17 protein-coding genes and 1 pseudogene are annotated in these 17,283 nt (G+C 66.6%); all 18 read left to right on the top strand.

The window, feature by feature from the left end; all coding sequences use genetic code 11:
* The first annotated feature begins 69 nt into the window (after positions 1-69).
* On the top strand, positions 70-822 hold the full coding sequence (gene rpsB / locus Q0632_RS15015; RefSeq protein WP_298931570.1) for a 30S ribosomal protein S2: 753 nt from the start codon (positions 70-72) through the stop codon (positions 820-822).
* An 82-nt stretch (positions 823-904) separates the two neighbouring features.
* A complete protein-coding gene (tsf, locus tag Q0632_RS15010) occupies positions 905-1,828 on the top strand; it encodes a translation elongation factor Ts (protein ID WP_298931568.1) in 924 nt (307 codons plus the stop codon).
* Between the two features lie 110 nt (positions 1,829-1,938).
* Positions 1,939-2,661, top strand: coding sequence for a UMP kinase (gene pyrH, locus Q0632_RS15005; protein WP_298931566.1), 723 nt, complete (start codon positions 1,939-1,941; stop codon positions 2,659-2,661).
* A gap of 17 nt (positions 2,662-2,678) precedes the next feature.
* Positions 2,679-3,242: a ribosome recycling factor gene (gene frr / locus Q0632_RS15000; RefSeq protein ID WP_298931565.1), complete on the top strand. Its 564-nt coding sequence runs from the start codon at positions 2,679-2,681 to the stop codon at positions 3,240-3,242.
* Between the two features lie 22 nt (positions 3,243-3,264).
* Positions 3,265-3,984, top strand: coding sequence for a polyprenyl diphosphate synthase (uppS, locus tag Q0632_RS14995; RefSeq protein WP_298931563.1), 720 nt, complete (start codon positions 3,265-3,267; stop codon positions 3,982-3,984).
* 13 nt (positions 3,985-3,997) lie between these two features.
* A complete protein-coding gene (locus Q0632_RS14990; protein WP_298931561.1) occupies positions 3,998-4,849 on the top strand; it encodes a phosphatidate cytidylyltransferase in 852 nt (283 codons plus the stop codon).
* Positions 4,850-4,861: 12 nt separating this feature from the next.
* Positions 4,862-6,049: a 1-deoxy-D-xylulose-5-phosphate reductoisomerase gene (ispC, locus tag Q0632_RS14985; RefSeq protein WP_298931559.1), complete on the top strand. Its 1,188-nt coding sequence runs from the start codon at positions 4,862-4,864 to the stop codon at positions 6,047-6,049.
* A 12-nt stretch (positions 6,050-6,061) separates the two neighbouring features.
* Positions 6,062-7,435 (top strand): RIP metalloprotease RseP, encoded by a 1,374-nt coding sequence (gene rseP, locus Q0632_RS14980; RefSeq protein WP_298931557.1) that lies wholly within the window; start codon positions 6,062-6,064, stop codon positions 7,433-7,435.
* Between the two features lie 57 nt (positions 7,436-7,492).
* Complete coding sequence (gene bamA, locus Q0632_RS14975; protein ID WP_298931554.1) at positions 7,493-9,787, top strand: outer membrane protein assembly factor BamA; 2,295 nt, start codon at positions 7,493-7,495, stop codon at positions 9,785-9,787.
* On the top strand, positions 9,787-10,296 hold the full coding sequence (locus Q0632_RS14970) for an OmpH family outer membrane protein (protein WP_298931552.1): 510 nt from the start codon (positions 9,787-9,789) through the stop codon (positions 10,294-10,296). The genes bamA and Q0632_RS14970 overlap by 1 nt, the downstream gene beginning before the upstream one ends.
* A 21-nt stretch (positions 10,297-10,317) precedes the next feature.
* Entirely contained in the window at positions 10,318-11,292 is a 975-nt protein-coding gene (gene lpxD / locus Q0632_RS14965; protein WP_298931550.1) for a UDP-3-O-(3-hydroxymyristoyl)glucosamine N-acyltransferase, read from the top strand.
* Positions 11,289-11,729, top strand: a complete 441-nt coding sequence (fabZ, locus tag Q0632_RS14960) for a 3-hydroxyacyl-ACP dehydratase FabZ (protein WP_298931548.1) — start codon at positions 11,289-11,291, stop codon at positions 11,727-11,729. Before lpxD ends, fabZ begins: the two co-directional genes overlap by 4 nt.
* Before the next feature lie 19 nt (positions 11,730-11,748).
* Positions 11,749-12,537, top strand: a complete 789-nt coding sequence (gene lpxA, locus Q0632_RS14955; RefSeq protein ID WP_298931623.1) for an acyl-ACP--UDP-N-acetylglucosamine O-acyltransferase — start codon at positions 11,749-11,751, stop codon at positions 12,535-12,537.
* 2 nt (positions 12,538-12,539) lie between these two features.
* On the top strand, positions 12,540-13,682 hold the full coding sequence (lpxB, locus tag Q0632_RS14950) for a lipid-A-disaccharide synthase (protein ID WP_298931546.1): 1,143 nt from the start codon (positions 12,540-12,542) through the stop codon (positions 13,680-13,682).
* On the top strand, positions 13,654-14,307 hold the full coding sequence (gene rnhB, locus Q0632_RS14945; protein WP_298931544.1) for a ribonuclease HII: 654 nt from the start codon (positions 13,654-13,656) through the stop codon (positions 14,305-14,307). Before lpxB ends, rnhB begins: the two co-directional genes overlap by 29 nt.
* Entirely contained in the window at positions 14,304-15,074 is a 771-nt protein-coding gene (locus Q0632_RS14940; RefSeq protein WP_298931542.1) for an RNA methyltransferase, read from the top strand. The genes rnhB and Q0632_RS14940 overlap by 4 nt, the downstream gene beginning before the upstream one ends.
* Positions 15,075-15,229: 155 nt before the next feature.
* Entirely contained in the window at positions 15,230-16,405 is a 1,176-nt protein-coding gene (gene carA / locus Q0632_RS14935) for a glutamine-hydrolyzing carbamoyl-phosphate synthase small subunit (RefSeq protein WP_298931540.1), read from the top strand.
* Positions 16,406-17,283 (top strand): annotated as a pseudogene (carB, locus tag Q0632_RS14930) (carbamoyl phosphate synthase large subunit); the annotation flags it as partial.

The following is a 17,283-nucleotide window of genomic DNA, read 5'->3' as shown; positions in this document are numbered from 1 at the left end:
AAGGTGTCGCGTGCCCTTCGGGTACTGCGATTTCGGGCTGGATTTTAGACCCAACCTTAGGAAAATATCATGTCCGTCTCCATGCGTGAAATGCTGGAAGCTGGTGTCCATTTCGGCCACCAGACCCGCTTCTGGAACCCCAAGATGGCCCCGTTCATCTTCGGCCACCGCAACAAGATCCACATCATCAACCTGGAAAAGTCGCTTCCGATGTTCCAGGAAGCCACCAAGTTCGTGAAGCAGCTGGCTGCCAACCGCGGCACCATCCTGATGGTCGGCACCAAGCGCCAGGCCCGCGAGACCGTGGCGATGGAAGCCAAGCGCGCCGGCGTGCCCTTCGTCGACCAGCGCTGGCTGGGCGGCATGCTGACCAACTTCAAGACCGTCAAGACCTCGATCAAGCGCCTGAAGGACATGAAGGCCCAGCAAGAAGGCGGCCTGGAGTCCATGAGCAAGAAAGAACAGCTGATGTTCGCCCGCGAGATGGAAAAGCTCGAGAAGGACATCGGCGGCATCCAGGACATGGCCACGCTGCCCGACGCGATCTTCGTGATCGATGTGGGCTTCCACAAGATCGCCATCCTCGAAGCCAAGAAGCTGGGCATCCCGCTGGTCGCCGTGGTGGACTCCAACCACTCGCCCGAAGGCATCGACTACGTGATCCCCGGCAATGACGACTCGTCCAAGGCCGTCACGCTGTACGCCCGCGGCATCGCCGACGCCATCATCGAAGGCCGCGCCAGCTCCGGCAACGAGGTGGTCAAGGCCAAGCCCGAGGGCAGCGACGAATTCGTGGAAGTGCAAGAGGGCGCCGCCGCCTGATCCGCTCCGCAAGCCGAAAAAAGGGGCTTGTCGGCCCCTTTTTTACAACTGAACCGCATTGAACGAACTGAAGGAATACGAAATGGCTGCAATCACCGCAAGCATGGTCGCCGAGCTGCGCGCCAAGACCGACGCACCCATGATGGAATGCAAGAAGGCCCTGACCGAGGCCGACGGCAACCTGGAAAAGGCCGAAGAGCTGCTGCGCGTCAAGCTGGGCAACAAGGCCGGCAAGGCCGCCTCGCGCATCACCGCCGAGGGTGTCGTCACCTCCTTCATCGACGGCTCCATCGGCGCGCTGCTGGAAACCAACTGCGAAACCGACTTCGTCACCAAGAACGACAGCTTCCTGGCCCTGGCCAGCAAGGCTGCCGAGCTGATCGCCCGCAACAACCCGGCCGACGTCGCTGCCCTGGGCGCGCTGCCCCTGAGCCAGGACGGCTTCGGCCCCACCCTGGAAGACGTGCGCAAGGGCCTGATCGGCAAGATCGGCGAGAACATGAGCTTCCGCCGCTTCAAGCGCTTTGAAGGCGGCGCCAAGCTGGCCGCTTACCTGCACGGCACGCGCATCGGCGTGGTCGTCGAGTTCGACGGTGACGAAGCCGCAGCCAAGGACGTGGCCATGCACGTGGCCGCCATGAAGCCGGTTGCCCTGACCAGCGCCGACGTGCCCGCCGACCTGATCGAGAAGGAACGCGCGGTTGCCGTGGGCAAGGCCGAGGAAGACCGCAAGGTGGCCGAAGCCGCCGGCAAGCCGGCCCAGTCGGCCGAGATCCTGGCCAAGCGCATCGAGGGCGGCGTGCAGAAGTTCCTCAAGGAAGTCTCGCTGTTCAACCAGCCCTTCGTGAAGAACGACAAGCAGACCGTCGAGCAGATGCTCAAGGCCGCCAACACCAACGTGAAGGGCTTTACCCTGTACGTGGTCGGCGAAGGCATCGAGAAGAAGGTCGACGACTTCGCGGCCGAGGTGGCCGCCCAGATCGCAGCCGCCAAGGGCGGCGCCTGACCGCCCCGGGCCCCAGTCCCGTTGGCAAGGGGCGGCCCGGAGCCGCCCCGCGCCCCACCGCGAAGCAGCACGCCGGTAAACTCACCCCAAATCCACGCAAGGAGCCTTTCATGTCCGACGCCCAGCCAGCCCACAAGCGCATCTTGTTGAAGCTGTCCGGTGAGGCCCTGATGGGTGACGATGCGTTCGGCATCAACCGCGCCACCATCGTTCGCATGGTGCAAGAGGTTGCCGAAGTGGTGCACATGGGCGTGCAGGTGGCCGTCGTCATCGGTGGCGGCAACATCTTCCGCGGTGTGGCCGGCGGCTCGGTCGGCATGGACCGCGCCACCGCCGACTACATGGGCATGCTGGCCACGGTGATGAATGCGCTGGCCCTGGCCGACGCCATGGACAAGCAGGGGCTGATCGCCCGCGTGATGTCGGCCATCGCGATCGAGCAGGTGGTCGAGCCCTACGTGCGGCCCAAGGCCCTGCAGTATCTGGAAGAGGGCAAGGTGGTGATCTTCGCCGCCGGTACCGGCAATCCCTTCTTCACCACCGATACGGCCGCCGCGCTGCGCGGCGCGGAAGTGGGCGCTGAGCTGGTGCTCAAGGCAACCAAGGTCGACGGCGTTTATTCGGCCGACCCCAAGCTCGACCCGACCGCCACCCGTTACACGAAAATCACTTTCGACGAGGCCATGGCGCAGAATCTGGGCATCATGGACGCCACGGCGTTCGCGTTGTGCCGCGACCAGAAGCTGCCGGTCAAGGTCTTCTCCATCTTCAAGCACGGGGCGCTCAAGCGCGTGGTGATGGGGGAGGACGAAGGCACTCTCGTCTACGCCTGAGCTGAGGAGAAAAAAACATGAGCACGATCGCCGAAATCAAGACGACCATGGAAGGCAAGATGGACCAGTCCATCGCTGCCTTCAAGAACAACCTGACCAAGATCCGCACCGGCCGCGCCAACCCGGCCCTGCTCGACACGGTGCAGGTCGACTACTACGGCACGATGACGCCGCTGAGCCAGGTGGCCAACGTGGCCCTGATCGACGCGCGCACGATCAGCGTCCAGCCCTGGGAAAAGGGCATGGGTGCCAAGATCGAGAAGGCCATCCGCGAGAGCGACCTGGGCCTGAACCCGGCCTCCATGGGCGACCTGATCCGCGTGCCCATGCCGGCGATGAGCGAAGAGCGCCGCAAGGAGATGACCAAGCTGGTGCGCAACGAGGGCGAGAGCGCCAAGATCGCGGTGCGCAACCTGCGCCGCGATGCCAACGACGCCGTCAAGAAGGTGGTCAAGGACAAGCTGGCTTCGGAAGACGACCAGAAGCGTTCCGAGGCCGAGATCCAGAAGCTGACCGACCGGCACATCGCCAGCATCGACAGCCTGGTGGCCGGCAAGGAACAGGAAATCATGGCCGTGTGATGGACGGCCTATGACGAGCGGCATGCCAGTGATTCCCCACCACGTCGCCATCGTCATGGACGGCAACGGCCGCTGGGCGACCAAGCGCTTCCTGCCGCGGGTGGCCGGCCACAAGAAGGGCGTCGATGCCCTGCGTGCCTGCGTGCGCCATTGCGGCGAGCGGGGCGTCAAGGTCCTGACCGTGTTCGCTTTCTCCTCGGAGAACTGGAACCGCCCGGCCGAGGAGGTCTCGGGCCTGATGGAACTGCTGGCGCTGGCGCTGGCACGCGAGGTGCCGGCGCTGCACGGAGAAGGCGTGCGCATCCAGTTCGTCGGCAACCGCTCGGCGCTGGCGCCCAAGGTGCGCGCCGGGCTGGCGCAGGCCGAAGCGGCCACTGCCGCCAACGTCCGCCTGCAATTGAACATCTGCTTCAACTACGGCGGCCGCTGGGACATCGCCCAGGCAGCGGCCCAGCTGGCGGCCAGCGGCACGCCCATCACCGAGCAAAGTCTGCACGGCGCTATGGCGATGGCCCATGTGCCGGACCCCGACCTGGTGATCCGCACTGGCGGCGAGCAGCGCATCAGCAATTTCCTGCTCTGGCAGGTCGCCTATTCCGAGCTGTACTTCAGCGACAAGCTGTGGCCGGATTTCGACGCGGCGGCGCTGGACGCGGCGATCGCCGACTATGCCAGCCGCGAGCGGCGCTTCGGCAAAGTCTCTGGCCAGGTGGCCCCGTCCCCTGCCAAAAAGGTGGCCTGAAGGCCGCCAACCCATGCTCAAACAGCGCATCCTCACGGCCGTCGTCCTGCTGGCCATCCTGCTGCCCGCGCTGTTCTGGCCGTCGCCGGTGCCCTTCACTGCGGCGGCGCTGGTGCTCATCGCCGCCGGCGCATGGGAGTGGGGTCGACTCAATGGCTACGGCAACAAGGGCGCGCTCTTCATCGCTTTCGACTGCCTGGCGCTGTGCGCCGTCTCCTGGCGGCTGGGCCTGCTGGAGCGGCCCATGCCGCTTTGGTGGGCGGCGGCCGGCGCCGCCTGGGTGCTGGCCGGCGCCTGGCTGCTGCGCGGTGGCGTGGCCGGCTGGCCGCGCGTACCCAGGGCAGTGCGCGTCGTCGCTGGCGTGCTGGCGCTGTGGACAGCCTGGCTGGCCGTCTCGCAGGCCCGCGCCATCGGCATCAACTTCCTGCTGTCGGTGCTGGTGCTGGTCTGGGTGGCCGATGTGTTCGCCTATTTCGCCGGCCGCGCCTTCGGCCTGAAGTTCACCAGCGGCAAGCTGGCCCCGGCCATCAGTCCTGGCAAGAGCTGGGAAGGCGTGTGGGGCGGCATGGCCGGCGTGCTGGTGCTCGCCCTGTGCTGGGCCGCGGCCGACAGGCATTTCGGCGCGGCCGTGCCCAGCCTGTACAGCCGGCTGGCCGAGCGCGGCTGGTGGCTGCTGGTCATCGCCGTGCTGTTCCTGTCGGCCATGAGCGTGGTGGGCGACCTGGTCGAGTCGCTGATCAAGCGCAGCGCTGGCGCCAAGGATTCGAGCAATTTGCTGCCGGGCCACGGCGGCGTGCTCGACCGGGTCGATGCCCTGCTACCGACCCTGCCGCTGGCCATGATGCTGGCCTCCCTGCATTTCTGACACTCTCTCCGGATGAAGCAACGCATAACGGTTCTGGGCTCCACCGGCTCGGTCGGCTCCAACACGCTGGACGTGATTGCCCGGCATCCCGACCGCTTCGAGGTGTTCGCGCTCAGCGCCAACACCCAGGTTGACCTGATGCTGCAGCAGTGCGCGCAGTTCCGGCCGCAGTTTGCCGTCATGGCACAGCCGCAAGCGGCTCGCCTCCTGGCCCAAAAAATCGAAGCGAACGGGCTGGAAGTCAGGGTCTTGTCCGGGCCCGATGCGATTGAAAAGATAGCGTCAGACGCCCCGGTGGACACCGTGATGGCGGCCATCGTGGGCGCCGCAGGCCTGGCCGCGTGCATGGCGGCGGCGCGTGCCGGCAAGCGCCTGCTGCTGGCCAACAAGGAGGCGCTGGTGGTCGGTGGCGAGCTGTTCATGCAGGCCGTGCGCGAGGGCTGCGCGACCCTGCTGCCGATTGACAGCGAGCACTCGGCGATCTTCCAGTCGCTGCCCGAAGATCCGGCCTGTTGGGACGAGCGGGTCGACAAGATCATCTTGACCGCGTCCGGCGGGCCGTTTCGCACCCGCGAGCCGGCCACGCTGCGCAACGTGACGCCCGAGCAGGCCTGCGCCCATCCCAACTGGGTGATGGGCCGCAAGATCTCGGTGGATTCGGCCACCATGATGAACAAGGCGCTGGAAGTGATCGAGGCGCGCTACCTGTTCGGCCTGCAGCCCGAACGGCTGGAGGTGGTGATCCACCCGCAAAGCGTGATCCATTCGATGGTGCAATACCGCGACAGCTCGGTGGTGGCCCAGCTGGGCACGCCCGACATGCGGGTACCCATCGCCTACGGACTGGCCTGGCCGCAGCGGGTGGCCTCGGGCGCCCAGCCACTGGACTTCTCCACCCTCGCCGACATGAGCTTCGAGTCGCTGGACAGCCGCGGCCACCGCGAGCGCTTTCCCGGCCTGCAACTGGCCTGGGACAGCCTGCGCGGGGCGCCGGGCACCACCGCAGTGCTCAATGCCGCCAATGAGGTGGCGGTCGAGGCCTTCCTGGCGCGGCGCATCCGCTTCGACCAGATCCATGGCGTGAACCTTGCAACTCTGGCCGCCGTCGCGCCTTCCAAACCGCATTCTCTGGACGATTTGCTGGCTCTGGACGCGCAATCGCGCGCGGCCGCCCTGCAAGCCGTCGCCAGGCTGGACTGAGCAAAGGACCACATGCTGACCGTCGCCGCCTTCATCGTTGCCCTGGGCCTGCTGATCGCGGTCCACGAGTACGGCCACTACCGCGTGGCTGTGGCTTGCGGCGTCAAGGTGCTGCGCTTTTCGGTGGGTTTCGGCAAGACCCTGTACCGCTGGCAACCCAGGCGCCAGCGTCCCGGCCAGGCCACCGAGTTCGTGATCGGCGCCTTCCCGCTGGGCGGCTACGTCAAGATGCTCGATGAGCGCGAGGCGCCGGTGGCGCCCGAGGAACGCCACCTGGCCTTCAACAACCAGCCTCTGAAGGCGCGGGCGGCCATCGTGGCGGCCGGCCCGGCCGCCAACCTGGTGCTGGCGGTGCTGTTGTACGCCGTCGTCAACTGGGTCGGTGTGCAGGAGCCGCAGGCGGTGCTGGCCAGCCCGGTGGCCGGCTCGGTGGCGCAGCAGGCCGGCCTGGCCGGCGGCGAGCGGGTCGAGCAGGCGGCTTTCGACGGTGAGCCCCTGCAGGCCGTGCATTCCTTTGAGGACCTGCGCTGGCTGCTCACCCGCGGTGCGCTCGATGGCCGTGATGTGCGCCTCGGCCTGGCGGCGACGCCGCAGGCGGGCGCGCGTGAACTGCTGCTGCCTCTGGCCAGCATCGATGCGCGGGAGGCCGACGCGCAGTTGCTGCGCAAGGTCGGCATCCTGGGGCCCTGGACCCAGCCCCTGATCGGCGAGGTGGTGGTCGGCGGCGCGGCCGACCGTGCCGGCCTGCGCCAGGGTGACCTGGTGCAGGCCCTGGGCGGCACGCCGGTGGTCGACGGCCAGCGCCTGCGCGAGCTGATCCGTGCCCAGGTGCGCGCCGGCAAGCCGCTGGCCGCTCCCTGGAGCGTGCAGCGCGATGGCAGGGTGCTGGAGATCGTAGTCACGCCCGACGCCGTCAAGGACGGCGCCGCCACCGTCGGGCGCATCGGCGCTTACGTGGGCGCGCCGCCGGCCTTCACCGAGGTGCGCCACGGTCCGCTGGACGGCCTGTGGAACGGCGCCGTGCGGACCTGGGAGGTGTCGGTGCTGACGCTGCGCATGATGGGCCGCATGGTCATCGGCGAGGCCTCGCTCAAGAACCTCAGCGGGCCGCTGACCATTGCTGACTACGCCGGCAAGTCCGCCAGCCTGGGCCTGACGCAGTACCTGGTGTTCCTGGCCCTGATCAGCGTCAGCCTCGGGGTGCTCAACCTGCTGCCTCTGCCCGTCCTGGATGGGGGGCACCTGATGTATTATCTTTGGGAGGCTGTCACGGGCAAGAGCGTCTCGGACGCCTGGATGGAACGGCTGCAGCGGGGTGGCGTGGCGGTGTTGCTTGTCATGATGTCCATCGCGCTGTTCAACGACGTGACCCGTCTCTTTGGTTAACCTATTTCGGCTGCTGTTGCGGCGGTCCCGCGGGACCGTCCGGGCCGGCCTTGATTCATGAAAAAACAATTCAAGCGCTTGCGCGCGCGTACCGTGCCTTTCGTGATCGCGCTGGCCTTTGCCGCCAACGCCTGGGCAGTGGACCCGTTCACGGTGCGCGACATCCGCGTCGAAGGCCTGCAGCGGGTTGAACCGGGAACCATCTTCGCCTCGCTGCCGTTCCGTGTGGGCGACCAGTACAGCGACGACAAGGGCTCGGCCGCGATCCGCGCCCTGTTCGGACTGGGACTGTTCAAGGACGTGCGCCTGGAAGTGGCCGGCGACGTGCTGGTGGTCATCGTGGAAGAGCGCCCGACGGTGGCCGAGGTGGATTTCAGCGGCGCCAAGGAATTCGACAAGGACACCTTGAAGAAGGCCTTGCGCGACATCGGCCTGACCGAAGGCCGCCCCTATGACCAAGCCCTTGCCGACCGCGCCGAGCAGGAGCTCAAGCGCCAGTACATCAACCGCAGCCTCTATGGCGCCGAGGTGGTGACCACCGTCACGCCGATCGAGCGCAACCGGGTCAACCTCACCTTCACCGTGAGCGAAGGCGAGCCGGCCCGCATCAAGGACATCCACATCGTCGGCAACAAGGCGTTCAGCGAATCCACCCTCAAGGGGGAGTTCGACCTGAGCACCGGCGGCTTCCTGACCTGGTACACCAAGTCCGACCGATACGCCCGCGCCAAGCTCAACGCCGACCTGGAAGTGCTGCGTTCCTACTACCTGCAGCGTGGCTACCTGGAGTTCCGCATCGATTCGACCCAGGTCGCGATCTCGCCGAACAAGCAGGACATCTCCATCACCATCAACGTCACCGAGGGTGAGCGTTACGTCGTCTCCGGCATCAAGCTCGAGGGCAACTACCTCAATCACGACGACGAGTTCAAGTCGCTGATCCAGATCAAGGTCGGCGAGGCCTACAACGCCGACCAGGTGGCCCAGACCACCAAGGCCTTCACCGACTTCTTCGGCAACTTCGGCTACGCCTTTGCCCAGGTCGAGGCCAAGCCGGAGATCGACCGCATCAACAACCGCGTGGCCTTCGTCATCGTCTCGGACCCCTCGCGCCGCGCTTATGTGCGCCGCATCGGCGTGTCGGGCAACAACCGCACCCGCGACGAGGTGGTGCGCCGCGAGTTCCGCCAGTTCGAGGCCAGCTGGTACGACGGCGACCGCATCAAGCTGTCGCGCGACCGGCTGGACCGCCTGGGTTACTTTCGCGACGTCAACATCGAGACCAGCGATGTGCCCGGCGCGCCCGACCAGATCGACCTGAACGTCAACGTCACCGAAAAGCCCACCGGCAGCCTGCAGCTGTCGGCTGGCTTCTCCAGCGCCGACAAGCTCGGCCTGGGCTTCGCGCTCAAGCAGGAAAACGCCTTCGGCTCGGGCAACTACCTGGGTGTGGAGCTCAACACCAGCAAGTACAACAAGACGCTGGCCTTCAACACCGTCAATCCGTACTTCACGACCGACGGCATCTCGCGCACCATCGACGTGTACCACCGCTCGTCCAAGCCCTATGAAGACCAGGGCGGCAACTACGAACTGGTGACTTCCGGCGCGGGCCTGCGCTTTGGTGTGCCCTTCAGCGAGCTCGACACGGTGTTCTTCGGCGGCAGCCTGGAGCGCATCGAGATCAAGGCCGGCACCAATATCCCGGCGGCCTACCTGGATTACGCCGAAAGGTTCGGCTACACCAGCAACTCGCTGCCGCTGACAGTCGGCTGGTCGCGCGATGACCGCGACAGCGCCATCGCCCCGACTTCGGGCCGCTTCCAGCGCGCGGCCAGCGAGCTGGGCGTGGCCGGCGACGCGCGCTACATCCGTGCCAATTACCACTACCAGCAGTATGTGCCGCTGAGCAAGCAGTACACCATGGCGTTCAACACCGAATTCGGCTGGGGCAAGGGCCTGTCGGATCGGCCTTTCCCGGTGTTCAAGAACTTCTATTCGGGCGGCCTGGGCTCGGTGCGCGGCTTCGACCAGGGCACCCTGGGCCCGCGCGACGTGACCGGCTCGTCCATCGGCGGTCCCAAAAAGATCACCCTCAACGCCGAGCTGATCGCGCCGTTCCCCGGTGCCGGCAACGACCGGACGCTGCGGATGTTCGCCTTCACCGACGTGGGCAACGTCTACGGCGAGACCGAGAAGCTCGATTTCGGTACGCTGCGTGCCTCTGCCGGCATCGGCCTGTCCTGGATCTCCCCGATGGGCCCGCTGCGCCTGGCCTACGCCCACCCCGTACGCAGTTTTGCTGGCGATAGAATCCAGAAATTGCAATTCCAGATCGGAACGTCTTTCTAATGAAGCATCTGTCCCGTCCATGGTGGGTGGTCCTGCTGGGTTTGCTGGCGCTGTCGGCGCCCGTGCTGGCCCAGGAATTCAGGGTCGGCTTCGTCAACACCGACCGGATCTTCCGCGAGGCCAACACGGCCAAGGCCGCGCAGGTCAAGCTTGAGCAGGAGTTCTCGCGCCGCGAGAAGGAGCTCGCCGATCTGGGGGCCTCCATCAAGAGCTCGTCCGAGAAGTTCGAGCGCGAAGCGCCGACCCTGGCCGAAAGCCAGCGTGTCCAGCGCCAGAAGCAGCTGGTTGACCAGGACCGCGAGTTCCAGCGCAAGCGCCGCGAGTTCCAGGAAGACCTCACTTCCCGCAAGAACGAAGAGCTGCAGCAGGTGCTCGAGCGCGCCAACCGCGTGGTCAAGCAGGTTGCCGAGGCCGAGAAATACGATGTGGTGCTGCAGGAAGCGGTCTACATCAACCCCAAGCACGACATCACCGACAAGGTGATCAAGGCGCTGAACGCGGTCAAGTAAGTCGCCTCCAGGCTGGCACGTGTGGCACTTGCGCTTTCCTCCATCGTCCAGGCTCTGGGCGGCGAGCTGCACGGCGACGCCGGACTGCTGATTGTTGGCCTGGCCCCGCTGGAGAGCGCCGGCCCCGCCCAGCTGAGTTTTCTCAGCAACCCCAAGTACCAGTCGCAGTTGGCAGCCTCACAGGCCGGCTGCGTCGTCGTCGCCGCGTCCATGCGTGCGCCGGCCGTGGCGCGCGGCGCCTGCATCGTCACCGACGACCCCTATCTTTACTTTGCCCGCCTGACCCAGTTGTGGAAGGCCCAGCTTGGCGCCGCCAAGGGTCCGGCCGTCCATCCCAGCGCGGTCATCGACCCCGATGCCGTCATTGACCCGACGGCCCGCATCGGCGCCCTGTGCGTGGTCGAGCGCGGTGCGCGCATCGGCGCCGGCACGGTGCTCAAGGCGCGGGTGACGGTGGGCGAGAACTGCGTCATCGGCGCGCGCTGCATCCTGCACCCCGGCGTGGTCATCGGTGCCGACGGCTTCGGCTTCGCACCCAACCAGGGCGCCTGGGAAAAGATCGAGCAGCTCGGTGCCGTGGTCATCGGCGACGACGTGGAGATCGGCGCCAACACCTGCATCGACCGTGGCGCCCTTGCCGACACGGTGATTGGTGACGGCGTCAAGCTCGACAACCTGATCCAGATCGGCCACAACGTGCGTATCGGCAAGCACACGGCCATGGCCGGCTGCTCGGCGGTGGCCGGCAGCACCACCATCGGCGCGCACTGCACCGTGGGCGGCCAGGCCGGCATCGTCGGCCATCTGAACATCGCCGACCACGTCCACATCTCGGCCGCGTCCCTGGTGACGCGGTCCTTGAGCAAGCCCGGCCACTACACCGGCGTCTTTCCCATCGACGACAATGCGAGCTGGGAAAAGAACGCAGCCACCTTGAAGCAGCTGCACAGCCTGCGTGAGCGCATCAAGGTACTTGAAAAGAACAAACCGACATGATGGACATCCACGAAATCCTCAAGCTGCTGCCGCACCGCTATCCCTTTCTGATGGTGGACCGGGTGCTCGCCTACGAGAAGGGCAAGAGCATCCGCGCCCTCAAGAACGTGACCATCAACGAACCCTTCTTCACCGGCCACTTCCCGCACCGGCCGGTGATGCCGGGCGTGCTGATGCTCGAGGCCATGGCCCAGGCCGCGGCCCTGCTGTCCTTCGCCACCCAGGGCGTGACGCCGGACGACAAGACCGTGTATTACTTTGCCGGCATCGATGGCGCCCGCTTCAAGCGGCCGGTCGAGCCGGGCGACCAACTCGTGATGGACGTGGAGTTGGTGCGCCACAAGGCCGGCATCTACAAGTTCAAGGGCATCACGCGGGTGGGCGATGAGGTGGCCTGCGAGGCCGAACTCATGTGCACCATGCGCACCGTGGCCTGATTTTTTGCGCGAGGCCCGCGTGTCCAATATCCATCCCACGGCCATCGTCGATCCGGCCGCACAGCTGGACAGCAGCGTCCGGGTCGGCCCCTACACGCTGATCGGCCCCCACGTGAAGATCGCCGCCGGCACCACGGTGGCCGGCCATGTGGTGATCGAGGGCCACACCACCATCGGCCGCGACAACCGCATCTTCCAGTTCGGCTCCATCGGCGCGGCCAACCAGGACAAGAAGTACGCCGGCGAGCCCTGCGAGCTGGTGATCGGCGAGCGCAACACCATCCGCGAGTTCGTCACCCTGCACATCGGCACGGTGCAGGACAAGGCCGTGACCCGCATCGGCGACGACAACTGGATCATGGCCTACACCCACATCGCGCACGACTGCGTGGTGGGCAACCACACCACGCTGGCCAACAACGCCACGCTGGCCGGCCATGTGGAACTGGGTGACTGGGTGACGGTGGGCGGCCTGACCGGCATCCACCAGTTCGTCAAGGTCGGCGCCCATGCCATGCTGGGTTTTGCCAGCGCCGTCACCCAGGACGTGCCTCCCTTCATGCTGGTCGATGGCAATCCGCTGGCGGTGCGCGGCTTCAATGCAATCGGCCTGCGCCGGCGCGACTTCAACGCAGCGCGCATCGCCGCCGTCAAGCAGATGCACAAGCTGCTGTACCGCGAAGGCCGTACCCTGGACGAAGCCCGCCAGGCCATCGCCGCGCTGGCCGAACAGACGCCCGAGGCCGCGCAGGACGTGGCTCTCATGAGTGGCTTCCTGGCTGCGGCGACGCGCGGCATCGCCCGCTAGCCATGCAGCAGCCCCCGCGTTTCGCCATGGTCGCGGGCGAGGCGTCCGGCGACTTGCTGGCCGGCCTGGTGCTCGATGGCATGCGCGCGCGCTGGCCGGCCCTGTCGGCGCAGGGCATTGGTGGGCCGCAGATGGCGGCGCGCGGCTTTCAGGCCTGGTGGCCGTCCGACAAGCTGGCCGTCAGCGGCTACGTCGAGGTGCTGCGCCACTACCGCGAGTTGGTGGGCATCCGCAAGCAGTTGAAGGAGCGGCTGCTCAAGGACAGGCCCAACGTCTTCATCGGCGTCGATGCACCCGACTTCAACCTGGGCCTGGAGCAGGGCCTGAAAGAGCAGGGCGTGCCCACCGTGCACTTCATCTGCCCCTCGATCTGGGCCTGGCGTCCGGAGCGCGTGGAGACCATCCGCCGTAGCGCCGACCATGTGCTGTGCATCTTTCCCTTCGAGCCCGAACTGCTGGCGCGCAACGGCATCGCCGCCACCTATGTCGGCCATCCGCTGGCTGGCGTGATCCCTTTGGTGCCGGACAAGGCGGCGGCGCGCCGCGCTCTGGGGCTGCAGGAGGGCGAGCAGGTCATCGCCATCCTGCCGGGCAGCCGCAGGTCCGAGGTCAAGAACCTGGCCGAGACCTTCTTTCTGGCCGCAGCCCTGGTGCAACGGGCGCATCCCGCTATCAAGTTAATAGCGCCCGCGGTGCCTGGCCTGGCGTCGGCCATCGAGGAGGCGGCCCGCGCGGCCGGCCTGGAGCGCGGCCTGCAGGTGCTGCAAGGCCAGTCGCACCTGGCCCTGACGGCCTGCGACCTGGTGCTGGTGGCCAGCGGCACGGCCACGCTGGAGGCGGCCCTGTTCAAGCGGCCCATGGTGATCGCCTACAAGGTCAACTGGCTGACCTACCGCATCATGTGGCCCAAGCGGCTGCAGCCCTGGGTCGGCCTGCCCAATGTGCTGTGCCGCGACTTTGTCGTGCCCGAACTGCTACAGCACGATGCCACGCCGGAGAAACTCGCGGCGGCCCTCTTGGAATGGCTGGAAGCTCCTGCGAGAATCGCTGCCATCCAGGCGAGATTCACTGCGCTGCACCACGAGCTGCGGCGCGACACCAAAGCCCTGGCCACTGATGCCATCGAAAAAGTTATTGCACGCTGAGCAGGTCCATCTGGCCTGGGACCCCATTGGCCTGATGGCCGGTGTCGACGAGGCCGGCCGCGGCCCTCTGGCCGGTCCGGTGGTGGCCGCTGCCGTCATCCTGGACGACAGCAAGCGCATCCGCGGCCTGGCTGACTCCAAGGCGCTGACGGCGCTGCAGCGCGAGCGCCTCTACGACCAGATCCGCGAAAAAGCCCTGTGCTGCTCGGTGGCGCAGGCTTCGGTCGAGGAGATCGACCAGCTCAACATCCTGCAGGCCACCATGCTGGCCATGAAGCGTGCCGTCGAAGGCCTGCGCCTCAAACCCATGAAGGTGCTGGTGGACGGCAACCGCCTGCCCACCATTGACGTGCTGGCCGAAGCGGTGGTCGGCGGCGACGCCAAGGTCAAGGCGATCTCGGCCGCCTCCATCTTGGCCAAGGTGCACCGCGACCGGCTTTGCGCCACTTTGCACGAAGAGTTTCCCCAGTACGGCTTCCTGGCCCACAAGGGCTATGGCACGCCCGAGCACCTGGAGGCGCTGCGCCTGCACGGCGCCTGCCGGCACCACCGCCGCTATTTCAGCCCTGTGGCTGCCACCTTCGGCACGCCGGACGGCGGCACCATCGTGCTGGCGGCCTCATGACCAGCAGCAGCCACAGCCTGGTCAGTTCACGCGACAACGCCCTGCTCAAGGACCTGCGCCGGCTGGCGCAGGACAGCACGGCCTACCGCAAGCAGGGCCAGGTCTGGCTGGAAGGCGACCACCTGTGCCGCGCCGCCCTGGAGCGCGGCGTGGCGCCGGCCCTGGCCGTGTTTTCGGAGTCATTCTGGGCGCAAGCCCCCGCGCAATGGATCCGGGCCGCTCCTAAAACAGTAGCAATCGTGGATCCGCTGTTCGCCTCCATCAGCGGCCTGGAGTCGCCGGCGCGCATGGGTTTCGTGGTCCCGCTGCCGGCCAACCCGGCGCTGGCGCCGGGGCAGGCTGCCGTCATCCTGGACCGGGTGCAAGACGCCGGCAATGTCGGCTCCATCCTGCGCAGCGCCGCCGCCTTTGGCTTTCGCCAGGTGCTGGCACTGTCCGGCACGGCCGCCCTGTGGAGTCCCAAGGTGCTGCGCGCCGGCATGGGCGCCCATTTCGGGCTGCGCCTGGTCGAAGGCCTGGCGGCCGCCGACCTGGACGCCCTGGGCCTGCCGCTGCTGGCCACCAGCTCCCACCAGGGTGACTTCCTGCACCAGGCGCAGCTGCCCTGGCCTTGCGCCTGGATGCTGGGTCATGAAGGGCAGGGCGTCTCGGCCGAACTGGAAAGCCGGGCCACCGCGCGCATCCGCATCGCCCAGCCGGGCGGCGAGGAGTCGCTCAATGTGGCCGCCGCCGCCGCCATCTGCCTGCACGCCAGCGCCGGCCGCTGAGCCAAACAGCCCTGCGTTGGCAGGCTATAATCAACGGCTTTCCCGCAAACCCCGTACGCCTAGCGCATCCCAAGCCACTCCCTGAACAGAACAAGCATCAAAGGCACCGCTTTTGACTGCGTTTGGGCGTACCCGTACCCATCACGGAGAACCCAGTGCTTTTGTCTCTACAGGGAACCGCCCCTCCCGCCATCCTGGCGCTCGCAGACGGCACGGTCTTTCTTGGCAACTCGATCGGAGCCACCGGCTCCACCACCGGCGAAGTCGTGTTCAACACGGCCATCACCGGTTACCAGGAAATCCTCACCGACCCCAGCTATGCCCGGCAGATCGTCACGCTGACGTATCCGCACATCGGCAATTACGGCGTCAATGAGGAGGACATCGAGGCCAGCAAGGTCCACGCCGCCGGCCTCATCATCCGCGACCTGCCCCTGGTCGCCTCCAACTTCCGCTCGCACCTGACGCTGCAGCAGTACCTGCTGCGCGAAAACACGGTGGCCATCGCCAACATCGACACGCGCAAGCTCACCCGCATCTTGCGCAGCAAGGGCGCGCAAAACGGCTGCATCCTGGGCCTGGCCGCGGGCCAGGAAGTGACGCAGGCCTTGGTGGACCAGGCCGTCGCCGCGGCACGCGGCACAGCGCCCATGGCCGGCCTGGACCTGGCCAAGGAAGTCACGGTGGGCAAGCCCTACGACTGGACCCAGACCGAATGGGAACTGGGCGAGGGCTATGGCGACCTGGCCGAAGCCCGCTACCACGTCGTGGCTTTCGACTACGGCGTCAAGAAGAACATCCTGCGCATGCTGGCCGAACGCGGCTGCAAGGTCACCGTGGTGCCGGCCAAGACGCCGGCCGCCGAAGTGAAAAAGCTCAACCCCGATGGCGTCTTCCTGTCCAACGGCCCGGGCGACCCCGAGCCCTGCGACTACGCCATCGCCGCCACCCGCGAACTGATCGAGGACGGCTACCCCACCTTCGGCATCTGCCTGGGCCACCAGATCATGGCCCTGGCCTCGGGCGCCAAGACCTTCAAGATGAAGTTCGGCCACCACGGCGCCAACCACCCGGTCAAGGACCTGGACAGCGGCCGCGTCTCCATCACCAGCCAGAACCACGGCTTCGCGGTGGACGAGAAGACCTTGCCGGCCAACCTGCGCGCCACCCACGTCAGCCTGTTCGACGGCACGCTGCAGGGCCTGGCCCGCACCGACAAGCCGGCGTTTTGCTTCCAGGGCCACCCGGAAGCCTCGCCCGGCCCGCACGACATCGGCTACCTGTTCGACCGGTTCACCGGTTTGATGGACCAGGCCCAGGAGAAGAAGTAAATGCCCAAGCGCACAGACATCAAGAGCATCCTCATCATCGGCGCTGGCCCGATCATCATCGGCCAGGCCTGCGAGTTCGACTACTCCGGCGTGCAGGCCTGCAAGGCCCTGCGCGAGGAGGGCTACAAGGTCATCCTGATCAACAGCAACCCCGCCACGATCATGACCGACCCGGCCACGGCCGACGTCACCTACATCGAGCCCATCACCTGGCAGACGGTCGAGAAGATCATCGCCAAGGAAAAGCCCGACGCCATCCTGCCCACCATGGGCGGCCAGACCGCGCTCAATTGCGCGCTGGACCTGTGGCGCAACGGCGTGCTGCACAAGTACAAGGGCGCCGCCACCAACAAGGCCATCGAGCTGATCGGTGCCGAGCCGGAAGCCATCGACAAGGCCGAGGACCGCCTGAAGTTCAAGGACGCGATGACGCGCATCGGCCTGGGCTCGGCGCGCTCGGGCATCGCCCACACCATGGACGAAGCCTGGGCCGTGCAAAAGACCTTGGGCTTTCCCACCGTCATCCGCCCCAGCTTCACCCTGGGCGGCACCGGCGGCGGCATCGCCTACAACCCGGAAGAGTTCGAGACCATCTGCAAGCGCGGCCTGGAAGCTTCGCCGACCAACGAGCTGCTGATCGAGGAATCGCTGCTGGGCTGGAAAGAGTACGAGATGGAGGTCGTGCGCGACAAGGCCGACAACTGCATCATCGTCTGCTCGATCGAGAACCTGGACCCGATGGGCGTGCACACCGGCGACTCCATCACGGTGGCGCCGGCGCAGACGCTGACCGACAAGGAGTACCAGATCATGCGCAACGCCTCGATCGCGGTGCTGCGCGAGATCGGCGTCGACACGGGCGGCTCCAACGTGCAGTT

It is taken from the genome of uncultured Ramlibacter sp., from assembly GCF_936925435.1.
GTDB lineage: Bacteria > Pseudomonadota > Gammaproteobacteria > Burkholderiales > Burkholderiaceae_C > Ramlibacter.
This window is presented reverse-complemented; position numbering and strand designations above follow the sequence as displayed.

What these genes read in the sequence shown, in the direction of transcription:
- rpsB (WP_298931570.1), top strand. Translation starts at nt 70, where the DNA reads ATGTCCGTCTCCATGCGTGAAATGCTGGAAGCTGGTGTCCATTTCGGC.
- tsf (WP_298931568.1), top strand. Translation starts at nt 905, where the DNA reads ATGGCTGCAATCACCGCAAGCATGGTCGCCGAGCTGCGCGCCAAGACC.
- pyrH (WP_298931566.1), top strand. Translation starts at nt 1,939, where the DNA reads ATGTCCGACGCCCAGCCAGCCCACAAGCGCATCTTGTTGAAGCTGTCC.
- frr (WP_298931565.1), top strand. Translation starts at nt 2,679, where the DNA reads ATGAGCACGATCGCCGAAATCAAGACGACCATGGAAGGCAAGATGGAC.
- uppS (WP_298931563.1), top strand. Translation starts at nt 3,265, where the DNA reads ATGCCAGTGATTCCCCACCACGTCGCCATCGTCATGGACGGCAACGGC.
- Q0632_RS14990 (WP_298931561.1), top strand. Translation starts at nt 3,998, where the DNA reads ATGCTCAAACAGCGCATCCTCACGGCCGTCGTCCTGCTGGCCATCCTG.
- ispC (WP_298931559.1), top strand. Translation starts at nt 4,862, where the DNA reads ATGAAGCAACGCATAACGGTTCTGGGCTCCACCGGCTCGGTCGGCTCC.
- rseP (WP_298931557.1), top strand. Translation starts at nt 6,062, where the DNA reads ATGCTGACCGTCGCCGCCTTCATCGTTGCCCTGGGCCTGCTGATCGCG.
- bamA (WP_298931554.1), top strand. Translation starts at nt 7,493, where the DNA reads ATGAAAAAACAATTCAAGCGCTTGCGCGCGCGTACCGTGCCTTTCGTG.
- Q0632_RS14970 (WP_298931552.1), top strand. Translation starts at nt 9,787, where the DNA reads ATGAAGCATCTGTCCCGTCCATGGTGGGTGGTCCTGCTGGGTTTGCTG.
- fabZ (WP_298931548.1), top strand. Translation starts at nt 11,289, where the DNA reads ATGATGGACATCCACGAAATCCTCAAGCTGCTGCCGCACCGCTATCCC.
- lpxB (WP_298931546.1), top strand. Translation starts at nt 12,540, where the DNA reads ATGCAGCAGCCCCCGCGTTTCGCCATGGTCGCGGGCGAGGCGTCCGGC.
- rnhB (WP_298931544.1), top strand. Translation starts at nt 13,654, where the DNA reads ATGCCATCGAAAAAGTTATTGCACGCTGAGCAGGTCCATCTGGCCTGG.
- Q0632_RS14940 (WP_298931542.1), top strand. Translation starts at nt 14,304, where the DNA reads ATGACCAGCAGCAGCCACAGCCTGGTCAGTTCACGCGACAACGCCCTG.